This is a genomic window from Embleya sp. NPDC008237 (assembly GCF_042956465.1).
Classification (GTDB): domain Bacteria; phylum Actinomycetota; class Actinomycetes; order Streptomycetales; family Streptomycetaceae; genus Embleya.
Genome location: NZ_JBIBGL010000015.1, coordinates 39885 through 56624 on the forward strand (window position 1 = coordinate 39885; position 16740 = coordinate 56624).

The window sequence follows — 16740 nt, forward strand, 5'->3', positions numbered from 1 at the left end:
CATATACATAAACACGCCATCCAGTCCCCCCGGTGGCCCCGTGTTTTCCCCTATGTCCTTTGCGGGGGGGGGGGGGGGGGGGGGGGGGGGCGCCCCCCCCCCCCCCCCCCCCGACTCGCGTTCTTGCCCGTCCTCAGCCCGAGCTGAGTGCCTCGGTCGGTGGCAGCCGTGCCGCTCGGCCGGCCGGGTAGAGACCGGCCAGCGCACCGATCGCCACCGATGCCGCGACTCCGCCCAGGATGGCCGGCCACGGCAGCACCAGTGGCCAACCCTGGGCTCGGGCATACCCGCTGGTGACGATCAGTCCGAGAACCACGCCGGCCACGCCGCCCAGGCCGGACAGCGTCACCGCCTCGGTCAGGAACTGCAGGCGGATCTGGCCGCGCCCGGCGCCCAGTGCCCGGCGCAGGCCGATCTCCTGACGGCGTTCGAGCACGGAGATGACCATCGTGTTGGCCACCCCGACCCCGCCCACCAGGAGCGCGACCGCGCCCAGGCCCACGAACAGCCCGGTGAAGGTGTTCTTGGCGGCGAGCTGTGCCTCCAGCGCGTCGGAGGGACGGCTGACCTTGACCCCGGCGGGGTCGGCCGGATTGGCCGTCGCCGCAAGCACGTTGCGCACGTCGGCCACCGCGTCCTCGGCGGAGCGCTCGTAGATCCTGGTCGGGTGCCCGTCGAAGCCGAGCAGGTCCCGCGCCGCCGACCAGCCGACCAGCGCGGAGTGGTCCACCTCGGGCGCCAGTGGCACCGGGGCCAGGACGCCGATCACGGTGAACCACCGCTCCCCGATCCACACCTGCCGGTTCGGCCCGTCGACCCCGAGCAGCTCCGCCGCCCGGGCGCCGAGCACGACCGTCGGATAGCGCGAATTGGCCGCGTTGAACCACTGGCCCTTCGCCACCCGGCCGCCGATCGTGTCGAGCAGGTCCTCGCGGGTGGCCGCCACGGTGATGCCCTTGGTCACGCGTGGATCGATCCGGTCGGTGCGCCGTACGCTGCGGCCGTCCAGCTGGGCGGTGGCGCTGGCCGACGTCACCGGGCCGATCCGGCGCACCATGTCCACCGCGTCCTCGGGCAGCGGCACCTTGCCGCCGAACATCGAGTCGCCGGGTCCGACCGAGAGCATGTTCGTGCCCAGGCTCCGGATCTGGTCCGTCAACCGGGCCTGGCTGGCCGTACCGATGCCCAGCACCGCGACCATCGCGGCGATCCCGATCGCGATGCCCAGGCCGGACAGGATCGCGCGCATCGGCCGCCCGCGTACCCCGAGCAGGCCGACCCGCACCACGTCGACCGGTCCCAGCCGCGCGGTGTCCGGCAGTGGCACCGGCGTCGGCCGGGCGGCAAGGGTGTCCTGATCCGTCGTCGTCATCCGAGCACCCCCGCCGGCAGTGCGCTCGACACTCCGCTGTCCGCGTGGATGCGGCCGTCCAGGATCTCCACCCGGCGCGGCAACGACCGGGCGATCCCGGGGTCGTGCGTGATCACCACGATCGTGGTCCCATCCGCGTGCAGTTCGTGCAGCAGTCGCATCACCGTCGCCCCGGAGCGCGAATCGAGCGCTCCGGTCGGCTCGTCGGCCAGTACCAGCGCCGGCCGGGCGACCAGCGCGCGGGCGATCGCGACGCGTTGACGCTCGCCGCCGGACAGTTCGCGCGGGACGTGGTCGAGCCGACTGCCGAGCCCGACCCGGGCCAGCGCGTCGGCCGCGCGCTCACGCCGCTCGCGTACCGGAATCCCGTGGTAATAAAGGCCGTTGGCCACGTTGTCCACTGCGGTGAAGTGCTCGGTGAGGAAGAACTGCTGGAAGACGAAACCGATCCAGTTCGCCCGCACGCCGGAGAGTTGACGGTCCTTCAGGCCGGCGATGTCGTGCCCGAGCAGCCGCACCACCCCCTCGGTCGGTCGATCCAGGGTGCCCATCAACTGGAGCATGGTCGACTTGCCGGAGCCGGACGGCCCGACCACGGCGAGCAGTTCGCCCGCCTCGATGGTCAGGTTCGCGTCGATCAGGGCCCGCACCCCGCCGGGGTAGGACCGGCCGACGCCGTCGAGTTCGATCACCGGTACCGGGCCGCGGACGCCGGGCGGCCCCGGTTCGGCCGCCGTGCGCGGCGCTCTGCGATGCCTCCTCATCCCTTGGGCACCCCGACCTTCAGGCCCTCGGTCACGCCGTCGCCGGTCACCTCGACCCGGCCGTTGGCGAACATTCCGAGTTCGACCTTCAGCAGTCGGGTGCTGCCGTCCGGTTCCACCGCCTCGACGCCGTAGCCGCCCTCGGTGAGCGCGAGCAGCGCATTGACCGGAACGGTGAGCACGCCCTTCTTCTCCTTGCCGGTGAAGCCGACGGTGACCGGCGCGCCGTCCAGGGTGCCGGCGTCCTTGGGCTGGTCGAGCGCGATGTCGACCGGGATGGTGGCCTTGTCCCCGCCGGGGGGCATGCCCGGGGTCGATTCGCCCTCCTTGGCCACCGTGCCGACCTGGGTGACGGTGCCGCCGGCGGTCTTGCCGCCGGGCAGGGTGACCTGCACCTTGGCGCCCTTGCTCGCCAGCGTCTGCTTGTTGACCGGCAGGTTGACCGTGACCCGACGCCCGGTGCCGCTCGCCTTGAGCAGCGGTCCCTGCGAGGTCGAGCCGAGAATCGCGGTGACCTCGCTGACCCGCACCGAGTCCGGCAGCACCACCGCGTCTCCGGCATCGAACCGGCCGGTCTGCTTGTGGCCCATGTCCTTCTGCCACTTCTTCACCGCGGCGGCGGTCGTGTCGGTGAACTTCTCGTCCACGGTGAACCCGCCATAGCCCAGGGCCTGGAGGTTCTGCTCCAACTCGCGGACGTCCACCCCCTTTTCCACGCCCACGTACAGCGCCCGCCAAAACGGCGTCTCGCCGTAGAACAGCGGCACCTTCGTGCCGTCGCGGCCGTACACCCGATCGCCGCGCGCCAGGGTTTCGCCCACGCCGGGAAGCCAAGTGATGGTGCCGGGACCCGCGTTGTTCCCGGTGTCCGGAAGCGAACCGCCCTGGCCCCCGCCCTGTCCCCCGCCCTGGCCCCCGCCCGAACCCCCGGTACCCGGTGCGGACCCGCCGCCCGGGCTCTGACTCGGCCCCGGGGTGCCGCCGCCCTGCGGTTTGTTCTTGCCGTCGCCGGCCGGCGGGGTCTCCTTGTCCGGCCCCGGCGCCGCCGCGTTCACGGAGTACGTGCCCGCGTATCCGAGCTTGCCGTCCACGTTCTGCCGGTCGACCAGGTCCGCGCGGGTCACCGGGACCGCGTCCAGCTTCGTGCGGTTCGCGGAGGCGTCGGAGCCGTCGCCACCGTCGGAGAGCAGTACGGCCGCGGCGCCGCCCGCGGAGGCCAGCACCAGAGCGGCGGCCAGGGCCCGACGCCGACGGCGGCGCCGACGCTCGCGCGGGTATGCCGTGCGGTCCGGCTCGGTCGTAGCCGACACCTGCTCCCCGTCGTACTCGTACTGCTGTGGGGTGTCGATCGAAACCACGAGGCCGCCCCTACTTCTTCTTCGTCAGCGGCGGAACCTTCTTGTTGCACAAATCCATCGCCTTGGTGACCTTCTCGTCGCTCGCGTCGATGGTGACCATCGCGCCCCCCGCGCCGTCGCCCACGTTCACCCCGTTCTCGCGCAGACAGTCCATGTGCTTGGCCTGCCACTCCTTGAACTTGGGGTCGTTCGGGTCGAAGTCGCTCTTCGGCTGGAACTTCTCGCACGCCTTCATGGCGTCCTCCGTCTTGGACGACCCCTCGTCCGCGGGCATCGCCCCTATCCGCATCGCGCCGCCCTCGCCGGGCTCCGGGTCGGGCATGTCGACCCCGTGCTCACGCATACAGCCCGCGAACTTGACCATCTGGTCGCGGCGCTCGGCGTCGTCACCCTTGCCCGAGTCCGAGCCGCCGCTGCCCTCGGCCTTCGCGCCGCCGCTGCCGCCGCCCGAGGCCACCTTGCTCTTCGGCGAGCCGCCGTCGTCGCCGCACCCGGCCGTGGTCAAGGCGAGGCTACTCGCGAGAACCACCCCGACCGCCAACCTGAGCGCCAAGGGCCGCCCCGATCCCGTGCGCCCGAACCTCGTCATCACTGCCGCTCCCGCCTGTAGTCCTACCGTCGGTCGTGTGGTCACCCCTCGCCGTGCCGGCGAGGGGTGCGACAGCAGGTCTACGCGGCGGCGGGTTACCCGGCCGTCTCCCGAATTGGTTATCCGGAGCTAACACGGGGTCGCGTATAACCGGTGGGGTTGGTCCGATGTGTACAAACCCCCCTCCCCCGGCCCGAAGCGGAGCGACGAGACCTTGCGAGTCCTGGTGACCGAGGACGAGGAACTGCTGGCCGACCTGGTCGCCCGAGGGCTGCGCCGGGCGGCGATCGCCGTGGACGTCGCGTACGACGGCGACAGCGCGCTGGAGCGGCTCGCGGTCAACGACTACGACGTACTGGTCCTCGACCGTGACCTGCCCGGCACCCACGGCGACGACGTCTGTCGGGCCGTCGTGGCCGGTCGGATGCGTACCCGGATCCTGATGCTGACCGCCGCCGGCACGGTCCCCGAGCGGGTTGCCGGGCTGCGCCTGGGCGCGGACGACTACCTGCCCAAGCCGTTCGAGTTCGCCGAGCTGTTGGCCCGCGTGCAGGCGCTGGGCCGGCGCGCCATGCCGGCCGTACCGCCGGTGCTGAGGAAACACGGCATCGTGCTGGACAACGCTCGGCGTCAGGTCACCCGGAACGGCGAGTACATCCGGCTCGCACACAAGGAGTTCGCGGTGCTCGCGACCCTGATGGCGGCCGACGGAACGGTGGTCAGTGCCGAGGAGTTGCTGGAGCGAGTGTGGGACGAAAACATCGATCCGTTTTCCAACACCGTGCGGGTGACCATGTCCAAACTGCGCGCCAAACTCGGCGACCCACAGGTCATCCGCACCGTGCCCGGCTCGGGATACCTGATATGAGCGGCCTGCGGAGACCCGGCACGAGCGGCCTCGGGGCAGCAGCCGGAAAGAACCGCCGGAGGGCGGCAACCACCACGAGCGGCTCGACGACGACCGGTACGAGCCGCCTGGTCGCGGACGGGCGGCTGATCCTCCGGGCGCTGTTCCGTCGGCCGTCGGCGCGGGCCCGGCTGGCGCTGATGTACGGCGGCATGTCGCTCGTGGTCGGCACGGTGCTGCTGGGCATCGTGTACTGGTTCGTCGACCAGCGGTTGTCCCAGCAGTTGCCGGGGGCGATGGCCAGGACGTTCGCGGCGGATTCCACGTACGGCTACGACCAGACCCAGAGCACCACGGGCCAGGCCCAACCCGCCCAACCCTTGCCGGGTACGGCACTTGTCACCATGATCCCCGCCGACTCGATCCGTCGGGCCACCGTCGTCGGCCAGAACGTGACGATGAGTCAACTGCTGACCGTGCTCGGCGCGGCGCTGCTGCTCCTGGCCGCGGCATCGATCCTGGTCGGCTGGTGGATGTCCGGCCGGGTGTTGCGCCCGGTGCACGGAATCACCGCGACGGCGCGCCGGTTGTCCGAACACAACCTGCACGAGCGGATCGCGATGCCCGGGCCGGACGACGAACTCAAGCAACTCGCCGACACCTTCGACGGGATGCTCGATCGACTGGAGAAATCCTTCGACAGCCGGCGGTTGTTCGTCGCCAACGCCTCGCACGAATTGCGCACGCCGCTCACGATCCAACGCACGGCGATCGAGATCGGCCTGGCCGACCCGCACTCGCCGCAGGACGTCGTCGAGACGCGCGAACAACTGCTGGCGCTGAATCGGCGCACCGAGCGCCTGATCGACGGGCTGCTGAACCTGGCGGTGAGCGAGCGCGGCAACGTCCAGGCATCGCCGGTCGCGCTGGACGAGTTGACCGCCGACGTGCTCCGGCAGACCCGGCCCGCGGCCGAACAGGCCGGCATCCGGATCGACGCGAATCTCGCCGGCAGCATGGTGTCCGGCGACCCACTGCTGCTGCGCCAACTGATCACCAACCTGGTCGAGAACGCGGTACGCCACAACCACGCGGGCGGCTTCGTCACGGTCGGCGTCTCGGCCGGTTCCCTCCGCGTTCGCAACACCGGCCCGGTCATCCCCGCCGGCCGCATCCCCGAACTCTTCGAGCCCTTCCGCCGTTTCCGCCCCAACCGCACGGGCTCCGCCCAGGGCTCCGGCCTGGGGCTCTCCATTGTCCAAGCCATCGTGCACGCCCACGCGGCCCACATCACCACAACGGCCAACCGTCACGGCGGCCTCACCATAGCCATAGCGCTCCCCAAACCACCCCCCGCACCCCACGACCCGAACCAACGCCGAACACCGGCCGAGCCCCGGGATCGAGCCCACCCGGCACTCGAGGCCACCCCAAAACAACCAACAGCCAACGCACGCCAGGGCCAAATCAGCCCGGCCGGCGCTTGAGGCCGACCCAAAGCAACCAACAACCAACGCACGCCAACACCAAATCCAGCCCGGCCGGCGTTTGAGGCCACCTCGGCCGGAGGCCGGGTCCACATCAGCCCGGCCGGCGCTTGAGGCCAAGCCCGACCGGCGACTGAGGCCAGCACCCGTCGGCGACCCGCAACAACGCGTCGGCCACCCGGTCCGCGGCATCGCCCGTCCCCTCCGCCGCCCACCGCCGCATCGCCACCCGAACCGCAACGTTCGCCACACCCGCAGCCAGGTCCACCGCGAGCCCGTCCACCTCCACCGCCTCCGCCGCCCCCGCGCGCGCCGCGCCCACCCGCGCCGCGATCACCGGCCGCAACCGCTCCTCGCAGTCGTGGTGCACCCCCAACCACACCGCCCGCAATGCCGGATGCCCGTCCGCGGTCCGCAGCACGACCCGCAATTGCGCGTCGTCCACCCCGTCCACCTCCCGCGCATGCCGCATCGCCGCGCGATAACTGGTGGTCATCGCCTCCAGCAGTCCGACCGCCGGATCACACGCCGCCAGCCGCTCCACCCAGTCCGCGATCCCGGCCGACAACACCGGCGCGACGGTCTCCTCCTTGCTCCGGAAGTAGCGGTAGAAGGTCCGCAGCGCCATTCCGGATGCCTCCGCGATGTCCTCCACGGTCGTCTCGTCGAACCCGCGCTCCGCGAACAACCGGATCGCCACCCGCGACACCTCGGTCCGGGTATCGGCCTTCCGCCGCTCCGTCAACGATGGCCGCCCGACCCGAGCAGACCCCCCACGCCGAGCCACCCGATCCGAACCCACCGCATCCGAAGCCACCGAATCCACCGGACCCACCGGGTCCGAGCCGACCGAATCCGAACCGACCGCAGCAGCATCCATCAGCCCAGTCTAATGACCCTCGAGGAATTAATGGCACAACGTGCACGTTAGGCGTAGCGTGCAAGGACGGGAACGACCCCGACCCACCCGCCCGGAAAGAAGGACGCACATGAACCGCTTCGACACCCGCCGCATCCTGGTCACCGGCGCCGGCTCCGGCATCGGCCAGGCGACGGCCCTACGGCTGCTCCGCGAAGGCGGCCGGGTCGTCGCGGCCGACGTGGTCCCCGACGGCCTCGCCGGCACCCGCGACCTCGCCACGCAGGAAGGCACCGCCGAGCGCCTCACCACCCTCGTGGTCGACATCGCCGACGAGACCTCCGTAGCCGAAGGCGTCCGTACCGCCGTCACCGAACTCGGCGGCCTCGACGTGCTGGTCAACGCCGCCGGCATCCTGCGCGCCGAGCACACCCACCTGACCTCGCTCGACATGTGGAACCGGATCATCACGGTCAACCTCACCGGCACGTTCCTGGTGACGCGCGAGGCGCTGCCCGCCCTCCTGGCCACCGGCAACGGCGTCGTCGTCAACTTCAGCTCGACCTCGGCGGCCTTCGCGCACCCGTACATGGCGGCCTACGCAGCGAGCAAGGGCGGCATCCAGTCCTTCACGCACGCCCTCGCCCTGGAATACGGCAAGCAGGGTCTGCGCGCCGTCAACGTCGCCCCGGGTAGCATCAAGTCCGGTATCACCGACGCGACTTCGGGTTACCTCCCGGCGGACACCGACTGGGAGCTGTTCGCCAAGCTCTCCCCCATCCTGGCCACCGACCTCGAATCCGGCGGCGCCCCGATGGCCGGTCCTGACGCCATCGCCGGCGTCATCGCCATGCTCGCCTCCGACGACGGCGCCTTCATCACCGGCACCGAAATCCGGGTGGACGGCGGCACACACGCCTGACGGCCCCCGGGTACGCGCGCTCACCCACCGCGTACCCGGGCCACACACCCCATGAGCCCACGACGCCAGGGCCCGTCAACCGTCCGCGCCCACCCGCCGGGCGAGAGGCGCAGGCAGCGGATACGGCTTCTCCGCCGGCAACAACCGCTGTGCCTGTGCCGCGCGGCCGTCCTTGAGCAGCCCGGCCACCCGCCGCACCAGCGGCGTCAGGTCGGTGATGCCGACGATCCACTCGTCGTTGAAGGTGCGAATCAGCTCGCGCCCGATCCCGACCTGGATGCTGTAGTGGTTCAACGCCGCGCCACGCAGGGACCGTTCCGGATCCCACTGCACGTGCACCGCCGCGCCCGCCACCGATCCCTCGGTCGACACCGCCCGGCCGAGCGCGTGCTCGAACCCCGACCGGCTGATCCGCACGGCCAACACCCGTTCCTGGCCCGCCTTCCGGCCCCAATCGCTGCGGTGCATCAGCCAGCGGAACGACGGCTTGACCCACGTCATCCGCCCGAACGAGAACGGCGCCACGAACCGCCCCTCCCGCAACGCCGGTTCGGCGATGGCCGGCGCATACGCCTGGTACACCACCAACGACGTGGCGTCGAAATCGGCCCGCACCTGCCGCGACATCACCATGCCGCGTCACGCTGCCAGGCCCCCGACCTCCGAGCCACGCATTTTCCGCGCCGCCCTCGGGCCGAACCCGGCGGCGGCCCGGATGTCGGGCGGCGCTCAGGTGCCGACGTATTCGAAGACCGCGCCGTCCGGGTGCCGCAGGACCGCGCGGCGGCCGTTCGGCGTGGGCGTCGGCGGGGCGATCGAGGTGGCGCCGTGGGCGGTCGGATCGGCGATCGTCGCGTCCAGGTCCTCGACGCCGAGGGTGGCGGCCACCGAGGCGAAGCGGGCCGCCGGCTCGTCCGGGCCGGTGAACACCAGGAACGGGCCGATGGCCGCCAACTCCAGCCCGGCAAAGGCGAATCGATTCGCCGATTCGCCGCTCAGTCGCTCGTAGAACACGATCGCCGCGTCCAGGTCGGGCACATGTCGACGCACTGTCACCGATGTGATCGTCATGCGCACAGTCTTCCGCACCGGGCCGGACCTCCCCCGCGGGCCCCCGCCCCGCCCCGCCCCACTCCGCACCTCAGCGCAGTACGCCGCGCTCCGCCCGCATGTGCGGCGCCACCAGGTTGCGCGGCCGGTTGAACAGGATCACCGTCGCCTCGATCACCGCGACGGCCAGCAGGACCACGATCGCGACCATCGACAGGTAGCCCCAGAACGCCGCCGGGTTCTCGTCCTCCGCCGCGAACCACGGCGATACCGCGATCACGATGGACAGGCACCACATCTGGATCGCCACCAGCGCCATCGCCCGCACCAGCCCGCGCCGAGCCGGGTCACTCAGCGGCAACGCGCGGAACGCCGACACGATGTCGTCGGCCACGCGCGCACTTCGCCAGATGTCGCTGGTGCGGTTCGTCAGACCCACCGAGGACATGAACGCGAAATAGGACAACCACAACCGCATGCGTACCCACCCCGTCCCCCAACGACCCGACCCGTGGCTCCGTGTCACACGTGTCACCGGCCATTCTCGCGCAGCGCCCTCCGGCTCGGTACAGCGGCTCGGAACAACGCGACCGCGACGTGTGCCGGTGGACGTGACGAACAACGCGCCGAGCCTCTCGGAACTGCGCGCGCCCACCATTGGATCCCCCGGGCACCGCACGCCCCCACCTGCCGGCGGCGCACGACGCGTACCGCGCGGGCGGGCCGGCGTGGCGACCACCGGAAACAGGGTCGAGCCGGGAGGCCCCACCCGGAGGCGGTCCGGGTCGGCTACTCGATGACGGGGTTGCGCTGCTCCCGCTCCTCGATCGTGCGTCGGTGGTCCTCGACGTTGCCGGTCAGCGCCTCGGTGCGGTGGCCGCGGGCGATGTAGTCGAGCACGATCGCCTCGATCGCGTCCTGGGCGTTGCGCACGCCGGACAGGACCATGACCTCGATCACGACGTTCGCGTCCAGACTGATGTTGACCTTGGCCATCGACGACTCCCTCGACTCGACCCGCTCCGTCCGAACCCACGCCCGCCGGCGCAAGATCCGCGCACCGGTCCGCGGACGGGGCCGCAGACGGGTCCGCACACCGAGCCGGTGACGCGCCCGGATCCACGCACCCGACCGCCCGCCCCCGGCGACCGCACACGTGTCACCCGCGCGAGGGGACTCTATCGGCCGTTGGAGGGGTTGGCCGTGCCGGCGCGACTGAATCGACCCGCCGAGGTCCATGCACCCGGCATGTGCGCTTGCGCACGGTCCCTGCCCCCGCGTCGAAGGCGAGTCGGATACCTGTGACCTCGGAAGACCCACTCGTCGTCCTCTCCGGCGTGAACAAGCACTTCGGGTCGCTGCACGTACTGCGCGACATCGACCTGACGGTGTCCCGCAACGAGGTGGTCGTCCTGATCGGCCCCTCGGGCTCCGGCAAGTCGACGCTGTGTCGCACGATCAACCGGTTGGAGACGATCGACTCCGGCAGCATCACCATCGACGGCCGGCCGCTGCCCGCCGAGGGTCGTGGACTGGCCCGGCTGCGCTCCGAGGTCGGCATGGTGTTCCAGTCCTTCAACCTGTTCGCGCACAAGACCGTGCTGGACAACCTGACCCTGGCCCAGATCAAGGTACGCAAGCGCAGCAAGGCCGAGGCGGAGAAGAGGGCCCGCGAACTCCTGGACCGGGTCGGCCTCGCCGACCAGGCGCCCAAGTATCCGGCGCAGCTCTCCGGCGGTCAGCAGCAACGGGTCGCCATCGCCCGGTCGTTGGCGATGGACCCCAAGGTGATGTTGTTCGACGAGCCGACCTCCGCGCTCGACCCGGAGATGATCAACGAGGTCCTGGAGGTCATGCGCACGCTCGCGGTCGAGGGCATGACGATGGTCGTGGTCACGCACGAGATGGGCTTCGCCCGCTCGGCGGCCAATCGTGTGGTGTTCATGGCGGACGGCCGAATCATGGAGTCGCGCAGACCCGAGGATTTCTTCGACCACCCGGAGACCGACCGGGCCAAGGACTTCCTGTCCAAGATCCTCAAGCACTGACGGGGGATCGGACATGCGCACCCGAAACCGGACCGAAACCCGTACCCGAACCCGCAGCCGAAACCGCAGCCGAAACCGCAGCGGCACCGGCGCCCACACCGCCGCCCTCCGAAACACGGCCGGAGGAAACACGTCCCGAAAAAGCGCGTTCCGAGGAAACACGCTACGAGGCGACTCGCCCCGGCCCGCAGCCCTGCTCGCCCTCCTCCTCGCCGCCCTGCTGCTGGCCGCGTGCGGCAAGTCCGGCACTCCCCCGCCCAAGGGCCCCAAGGCCAAGGACCTGCCGTCCTATCAGGTGGCCACCGATGTCGACATCGACTCGCCCACCTTCCGCTCGGCCAAGTCGCGCGGGCGACTGGTCGTCGGCACCAAGGCCGACCAGCCCTATGTCGCCCAGCAGGATCCGGCGACCGGCTACTACTCGGGTTTCGACGTCGAGATCGCCAAGATGATGGCCGCCTCCCTGGGCTTCCCGGCGGACCGGATCGAGTTCAAGACGATCACCTCCGCCAACCGCGAGACGTCCTTGCAGAACGGCGAAGTCGACTACTACGTCGGGACCTACACGATCAACGACAACCGCAAGAAGCTGGTCGGCTTCGCCGGCCCCTACTACATGGCCGGTCAGGCGCTGCTGGTCCGCAAGAACGACAAGGACATCAACGGGCCGCAGGACCTGGCCGGCAAGAAGGTCTGCTCGGTCGCCGGGTCCACCCCGTACCAGCGCCTGGTCGCCGACTACCCCAAGGCCACCGCCGTGGCCTACGACAGCTATTCGGTCTGCGTGGACAACCTGATCAGTCTTCAGGTCGACGCCGTCACCACCGACGACACCATCCTCAAGGGCTACGCCGCCAAGGTGCCCGACCAACTCCGGCTCGCCGGGGAACCGTTCTCGAAGGAGCCGTACGGAATCGGGGTGCCGCGCGGGGACCGCAACTTCCGCCTCGCGCTCGACGACGCGATCGTCGCGCACGAACAGAACGGCGACTGGAAGCGCGCCTACGACTCGACCCTCGGCCTCTCCGGCGTGCCGGCTCCCCAGCCGCCGCCGGTGGACCGGTACTAGCGGAGGGCGTCGACGATGAATGTCCTGCTCGACAACTTCACCCTGTTCCGCAAGGGCTTCGTGGGCACGCTCGAACTCACCCTGGTCGCCTCGGCGATCGCGCTCGGGCTCGGGGTGCTGATGGCCGGGTGCCGGGTCTCTCCGGTCCGGCCGCTGCGCATGCTCGGCGGCGTGTGGGTCACCGTGCTTCGCAACACCCCGCTCACCCTCCTGTTCTTCGCCGTCGTGCTGGGTCTGCCGCGATTCGGCGTGGTGCTCCCGTTCTTCACCCTCGCGGTGCTCGCCCTGGGTTGCTACACCTCGGCGTTCATCTGCGAAGCGGTCCGCGCGGGCATCAACACCGTGCCGGTCGGCCAGGGCGAGGCAGCCCGCAGTCTGGGGATGAACTTCGGTCAGACGCTCAACCTGATCGTGTTACCGCAGGCGGTGCGCGCGGTGATCCCGCCGGTGGGCAGCACGCTGATCGCGCTCGCCAAGAACACCGCGATCGCCGGTTCGTTCAGCGTCGTCGAACTGCTGGGCACATACCGCACGCTCAACGAACTCGGCTACGACATTGTCATCACGTTCATGTGGATCGCGATCGGCTACCTGATCATCACGCTGTCCATCAGCGCCCTGTTCCGCTTCCTGGAGAAGCGCCTGGAGGTGGCCCGATGAGCATCGAGACTTCGGCGCTGTACGACGTCCCCGGGCCCAAGGCCCTGGCCCGACACCGCACGTACGGCCTGGTCGTCACCGTGCTGTTGCTCGGTGTGCTGGCGTGGGTGGTCTACAAGCTGTTCGACACCGACCAGTTCGCCCACGACAAGTGGGCGCCGTTCGAATACGTGGGCGTACAGAAGCTGTTGCTCCGCGGCCTGGGGCACACCCTCCAGGTCTTCGCGTGGGCGGCGGTGCTCTCGCTGGCCTTCGGCGCCGTGTTCGCGGCCGGCCGGCTCTCCGAACACCGGGTGGTCCGCTGGTTCTCGGGCCTGGTGGTGGAGTTCTTCCGGGCCATGCCGGTGCTGGTGATGATCTTCTTCATCTTCATCGCGATGAAGGTCGAACCCCGACTGGCGTTGATCTGCGGACTGACCCTGTACAACGGATCGGTCCTGGCCGAGGTCTTCCGCGGTGGCGTCAACGCGGTCCCCAAGGGCCAGCGCGAGGCGGCCTACGCGCTGGGCATGCGCAAGACCGCGGTCATGGTGCACATCCTGATCCCGCAGGCGGTCCGCACCATGTTGCCCACGATCATCAGCCAGTTGGTGGTCACCCTCAAGGACACCTCGCTGGGCTACCTGATCTCCTACGAGGAATTCCTCTACGCCGGCAAGCAGATCGCCACCAACCTCGACTACAGCCTGCCGTTCATCCCGGTCGTCATCGTGATCGCACCGATCTACATCGGCATGTGCATGCTTCTCTCCGGCCTGGCCCGCTACCTGGAGAGCAGCGGCAGACGCCGGCACCGGACCGCCTGACCACGCCGCGGCCACACGCGTGGGCCCGGGCGCCGACCAAGGTCGCGGACGGCGGCCCGAGTTCGGGCCGCCGCCGGCGAAATAACCCTTCGATGGCGGGCCGTTCGACGCGCTAGGGTCAGCCTGCGGGGGCGGCTCCGCGGTGTGCTTCCTTCTCACTCTTCGATAACAGACAGCGCGCCCACTCTCCGCCCTCGCTTCGTCTTTTCTTCGGGGGAAACCGGTCCATGAGTGGTGGCGTGCGCAGCGTCGTTCGCGTCGATACGAGCACGGCGGCCGATGATCTCGACGGCCTGCTGGTGCGCCGACTCGCGAGCGTGTATGTCGACGCGAAGCGGGTGGTCCGTCCGGACCGGGTGGGCGTGAACACCCGCGGGATCGCCGCGCTGGAAGCGGACCTGGTGCAGCGCGGCCATGTGCTGACCGCACCGTTGAGGACCGCGCTGGCGGGCCTGCGGCCGGTGGATCTGGCCACGCACGGAATGCGGCTGCTGGCCCGGCTGGATGCCCGGCTGGGCAACGACCGCCGGCACCGGCCCCTGTTCGCCGGGTTCCCGGCGCAGGTGCCGAACTACGCGCAGGCGCGGTACTCCACCCGGATCCGGGCGTTCCTGCTCAACCAACCGAACCAGCCCTGCGCGATCTGCGGCCGGGCCGGCGACATCGGCGCACTCGCGCCCTGCGCGCACCTGCTGTGCTCGACGTGCGCACCGGTCGAGGAGTTGCGCGCATGTCCCGTGTGCGCCGAGCCGATCCGCCTGCGCAAGCCGCATCTGACCCCGGCCGGCAACCGGACCGCGGACATGCTCGTCCCGCTCACCGGCACCCTGGCGCCGCTCCGGCTCGGCGTCGACCGCGAGGCGGACGCCCTCGGCGAACTGCTTGCCCTGCTCGCTCGACGCACCCCGCTCGGGCCGCAGGACCGGCACGATCTGATCCTCCTCGCCGCCCACGCGCCGACCGACGCCGAGCGGTGGTTGCCCACCGAGATCCCGGTGCGCGAAAGCAAGGCCGTCGTCCTCGCCGGCCTGCTTCCCGACCACCTGCCCGCCGGCCGGCTGGACACCGCGACCGACGTGCTGCGGGTGTTGTGGGCCTGGTCGGGCGCCCATCCCGATCTGCTCACCCCGCCTCGGCTGCGCACGGTGCCGCGTCGACTGCGCCGCACGCTGCTCGCGGTGCTGGACGGGCTCCCGCCGGAGCACGTGTACGAGGACCTGCACCGGCATCGCCAGGCCTGGCTGCGCGCGGGCGAACTGCTGCACCCCTTCGACTACATCGGCGCGTATCCAACCGCCGCGCTCGCGTTCGCGGCGCTGCGCGGCACCGATCCGCAGGCCCATCGGGCCGGGCCCGCCTTGCTGCTCGCCGCCGAGGCGCACGGCGACGCGGTGACGGTCGTGGCGGACCGGATCGTGGTGCGCACCTTCGCGTCCCGGGTCGAAACGCTGCTCGCGGCCGGCGACACGGCCGGCGCGACCGAGCTGCTGGTCCGGCGTCCCGGCGAGCTGGTGCGCCGGCTGCACCACCTGCTCCGGGTTCGGGGCGGCAGCGGCGAAACCTCGCTGCCCGCCGAGCTCGACGCCGCGCTGCCGGGCGTGCTGCGCCGGGTCGGCCCCGGGCCGCTGCTCGGCGCGTGGGGTCGGCTGCGGGCCGAACGCACGGCGGGGGAACGGCGGGTGTGGTTCCCGCGCGGCAGCGTCGCGGGAGCGTACGCGCGCAACGACCCGGGCGCGCCCGTCCCGATCGCGCTCAGCGCCCCGGTCTGCGTCCTCATCGAGCGGGAACTGACGCGCCGGGCGCTGGAGTTGCCGCGGCACGAGGTCGCGCTTCTGGACGCCGGACTGGACGACCTGATCGCGCCGTTCGCCGAACACTCCACCGCAAAGGCGCTGGTCGCGATCCCGCGCGGAAGCACCCAGCCGATGCCGCGCGGCGGTCGGATCCGGCTGTTCCTGCACTGGATGCAGGCCGCGGACCAGCGGGTCGACCTGGACCTGTCGATCGCACTGTACGACGCGAATTGGGAATACCTCGGCCTGTGCGACTACACGAACCTGGTCTACGGCCCGGACCGCGCGATGGTGCACTCGGGTGACTTCACCTCGGCGCCCGCACCGCACGGCGCGACCGAGTTCGTGGATCTGGACATCGCCAGGCTGGCCGCGCAGGACGTCCGGTACGCCGTCGTGGTCGTCTTCAGCTACAACGACGTGGCGTTCGACGACCTGCTCGACGCGTTCGCCGGCTTCCAGGACCTGGACGCGGTGGCCGCCGGGCGCACGTTCGACCCGAGTGCGGTCCGGCAGCGCTTCGACCTGGCGGGCGACGCGCGGATCTGCGTCCCGATGACCGTCGACCTGGCCGCGGGCACCGCCCAGTGGACCGACCTGAACCTGTCCGGCCAGGACGGCCTGCACAACGTCTTCCGGCACACCGATCGCCTCGCCGAACTGGCCCGCGACCTGCGTATCCACTTCGCCCCGGGAGGCCGGGCCACGCTCGGCGACCTGGCCCGGATCATCGCCGCCGCGACCACCGACCGGGTGCTGATCCGCGGTCGGCGCGCGGGGGAGGTCACCGAGTACCGCCGGGCCGCCGACGAGGACGCCGACGCCTTCGCGGCCCGCCTGCGCGACGGCGTCGGCGGTATCGCGGCCCACCTCGACGCGGGCGAGGAACTCGTCGCCGGCCGCGCGTTCGTGGCCCTCGTCCACGGTGACATCCCGATCACCGGCGGGGGCACCCTGTACCGCCTCTACCCGGGCCCCGCCGACACCGCACCCGCCGAGATGCGGCGCTGGTCGGCGCCGGACCTGGCTTCGGCCTTGGGCCCGACGGAGTAGGCCACCGGCCCAGCCGCCGCCGAGCGCCGCCGGCGGCGTCGATGTGGTCGACTCCCGCGGACT

17 protein-coding genes are annotated in these 16740 nt (G+C 70.9%); 8 read left to right on the forward strand and 9 right to left on the reverse strand.

Annotated features, from left to right (window positions below):
* Positions 1–133: 133 nt before the first annotated feature.
* From ACFZBU_RS33325 to ACFZBU_RS33340, 4 genes are read right to left on the reverse strand one after another with little or no spacing between them, the layout of a single operon-like run.
* Positions 134–1372, reverse strand: coding sequence for an ABC transporter permease (locus ACFZBU_RS33325; protein WP_391587439.1), 1239 nt, complete (start codon positions 1370–1372; stop codon positions 134–136).
* Complete coding sequence (locus ACFZBU_RS33330) at positions 1369–2136, reverse strand: ABC transporter ATP-binding protein (protein WP_391587440.1); 768 nt, start codon at positions 2134–2136, stop codon at positions 1369–1371. Before ACFZBU_RS33330 ends, ACFZBU_RS33325 begins: the two co-directional genes overlap by 4 nt.
* Positions 2133–3494 (reverse strand): peptidoglycan-binding protein, encoded by a 1362-nt coding sequence (locus tag ACFZBU_RS33335; RefSeq protein WP_391587441.1) that lies wholly within the window; start codon positions 3492–3494, stop codon positions 2133–2135. The genes ACFZBU_RS33330 and ACFZBU_RS33335 overlap by 4 nt, the downstream gene beginning before the upstream one ends.
* Positions 3495–3504: 10 nt before the next feature.
* Positions 3505–3999 (reverse strand): hypothetical protein, encoded by a 495-nt coding sequence (locus ACFZBU_RS33340; protein ID WP_391587442.1) that lies wholly within the window; start codon positions 3997–3999, stop codon positions 3505–3507.
* Positions 4000–4297: 298 nt separating this feature from the next.
* On the opposite strand from ACFZBU_RS33340, the gene ACFZBU_RS33345 reads away from it, so the two are divergent.
* Entirely contained in the window at positions 4298–4951 is a 654-nt protein-coding gene (locus ACFZBU_RS33345) for a response regulator transcription factor (protein ID WP_391587443.1), read from the forward strand.
* On the forward strand, positions 4948–6417 hold the full coding sequence (locus tag ACFZBU_RS33350) for a sensor histidine kinase (protein WP_391587444.1): 1470 nt from the start codon (positions 4948–4950) through the stop codon (positions 6415–6417). Before ACFZBU_RS33345 ends, ACFZBU_RS33350 begins: the two co-directional genes overlap by 4 nt.
* A gap of 94 nt (positions 6418–6511) precedes the next feature.
* Here ACFZBU_RS33350 and ACFZBU_RS33355 read toward each other — a convergent pair whose 3' ends face one another.
* Positions 6512–7117, reverse strand: coding sequence for a TetR family transcriptional regulator (locus tag ACFZBU_RS33355; RefSeq protein ID WP_391587445.1), 606 nt, complete (start codon positions 7115–7117; stop codon positions 6512–6514).
* A 289-nt stretch (positions 7118–7406) separates the two neighbouring features.
* Between ACFZBU_RS33355 and ACFZBU_RS33360 the strand changes: the two genes are divergently transcribed.
* Positions 7407–8198: an SDR family NAD(P)-dependent oxidoreductase gene (locus ACFZBU_RS33360; protein WP_391587446.1), complete on the forward strand. Its 792-nt coding sequence runs from the start codon at positions 7407–7409 to the stop codon at positions 8196–8198.
* Positions 8199–8273: 75 nt separating this feature from the next.
* On the opposite strand, the gene ACFZBU_RS33365 is transcribed toward ACFZBU_RS33360, so the two are convergent.
* The 4 genes from ACFZBU_RS33365 to ACFZBU_RS33380 all read right to left on the reverse strand — a co-directional run bounded on the left by ACFZBU_RS33365 (position 8274) and on the right by ACFZBU_RS33380 (position 10244).
* Positions 8274–8831, reverse strand: coding sequence for a DUF4291 domain-containing protein (locus tag ACFZBU_RS33365; protein ID WP_391587447.1), 558 nt, complete (start codon positions 8829–8831; stop codon positions 8274–8276).
* Positions 8832–8927: 96 nt separating this feature from the next.
* Positions 8928–9269: a VOC family protein gene (locus ACFZBU_RS33370; protein ID WP_391587448.1), complete on the reverse strand. Its 342-nt coding sequence runs from the start codon at positions 9267–9269 to the stop codon at positions 8928–8930.
* 70 nt (positions 9270–9339) lie between these two features.
* Positions 9340–9726: a hypothetical protein gene (locus tag ACFZBU_RS33375; protein WP_391587449.1), complete on the reverse strand. Its 387-nt coding sequence runs from the start codon at positions 9724–9726 to the stop codon at positions 9340–9342.
* 311 nt (positions 9727–10037) lie between these two features.
* Entirely contained in the window at positions 10038–10244 is a 207-nt protein-coding gene (locus ACFZBU_RS33380) for a DUF2191 domain-containing protein (RefSeq protein WP_391587450.1), read from the reverse strand.
* 305 nt (positions 10245–10549) lie between these two features.
* Here ACFZBU_RS33380 and ACFZBU_RS33385 point away from each other — a divergent pair, with 305 nt between their 5' ends.
* The 5 genes from ACFZBU_RS33385 (at position 10550) to ACFZBU_RS33405 (ending at position 16677) form a co-directional block, all read left to right on the forward strand.
* Entirely contained in the window at positions 10550–11296 is a 747-nt protein-coding gene (locus tag ACFZBU_RS33385; protein WP_391587451.1) for an amino acid ABC transporter ATP-binding protein, read from the forward strand.
* 13 nt (positions 11297–11309) lie between these two features.
* Positions 11310–12365, forward strand: coding sequence for a glutamate ABC transporter substrate-binding protein (locus tag ACFZBU_RS33390; protein WP_391587452.1), 1056 nt, complete (start codon positions 11310–11312; stop codon positions 12363–12365).
* Positions 12366–12380: 15 nt separating this feature from the next.
* Complete coding sequence (locus ACFZBU_RS33395; RefSeq protein ID WP_391587453.1) at positions 12381–13025, forward strand: amino acid ABC transporter permease; 645 nt, start codon at positions 12381–12383, stop codon at positions 13023–13025.
* Entirely contained in the window at positions 13022–13831 is an 810-nt protein-coding gene (locus tag ACFZBU_RS33400; RefSeq protein WP_391587454.1) for an amino acid ABC transporter permease, read from the forward strand. Before ACFZBU_RS33395 ends, ACFZBU_RS33400 begins: the two co-directional genes overlap by 4 nt.
* Before the next feature lie 227 nt (positions 13832–14058).
* On the forward strand, positions 14059–16677 hold the full coding sequence (locus ACFZBU_RS33405) for an MXAN_6230/SCO0854 family RING domain-containing protein (RefSeq protein ID WP_391587455.1): 2619 nt from the start codon (positions 14059–14061) through the stop codon (positions 16675–16677).
* The last annotated feature ends 63 nt before the right edge of the window (positions 16678–16740 follow it).

Bases quoted from the DNA above. Each gene is read 5' to 3' on its own strand.
- ACFZBU_RS33365 (WP_391587447.1), bottom strand. From the start codon at position 8,831: ATGGTGATGTCGCGGCAGGTGCGGGCCGATTTCGACGCCACGTCGTTG.
- ACFZBU_RS33370 (WP_391587448.1), bottom strand. From the start codon at position 9,269: ATGACGATCACATCGGTGACAGTGCGTCGACATGTGCCCGACCTGGAC.
- ACFZBU_RS33330 (WP_391587440.1), bottom strand. From the start codon at position 2,136: ATGAGGAGGCATCGCAGAGCGCCGCGCACGGCGGCCGAACCGGGGCCG.
- ACFZBU_RS33380 (WP_391587450.1), bottom strand. From the start codon at position 10,244: ATGGCCAAGGTCAACATCAGTCTGGACGCGAACGTCGTGATCGAGGTC.
- ACFZBU_RS33395 (WP_391587453.1), top strand. From the start codon at position 12,381: ATGAATGTCCTGCTCGACAACTTCACCCTGTTCCGCAAGGGCTTCGTG.
- ACFZBU_RS33360 (WP_391587446.1), top strand. From the start codon at position 7,407: ATGAACCGCTTCGACACCCGCCGCATCCTGGTCACCGGCGCCGGCTCC.
- ACFZBU_RS33325 (WP_391587439.1), bottom strand. From the start codon at position 1,372: ATGACGACGACGGATCAGGACACCCTTGCCGCCCGGCCGACGCCGGTG.
- ACFZBU_RS33405 (WP_391587455.1), top strand. From the start codon at position 14,059: ATGAGTGGTGGCGTGCGCAGCGTCGTTCGCGTCGATACGAGCACGGCG.
- ACFZBU_RS33390 (WP_391587452.1), top strand. From the start codon at position 11,310: ATGCGCACCCGAAACCGGACCGAAACCCGTACCCGAACCCGCAGCCGA.
- ACFZBU_RS33350 (WP_391587444.1), top strand. From the start codon at position 4,948: ATGAGCGGCCTGCGGAGACCCGGCACGAGCGGCCTCGGGGCAGCAGCC.
- ACFZBU_RS33375 (WP_391587449.1), bottom strand. From the start codon at position 9,726: ATGCGGTTGTGGTTGTCCTATTTCGCGTTCATGTCCTCGGTGGGTCTG.
- ACFZBU_RS33400 (WP_391587454.1), top strand. From the start codon at position 13,022: ATGAGCATCGAGACTTCGGCGCTGTACGACGTCCCCGGGCCCAAGGCC.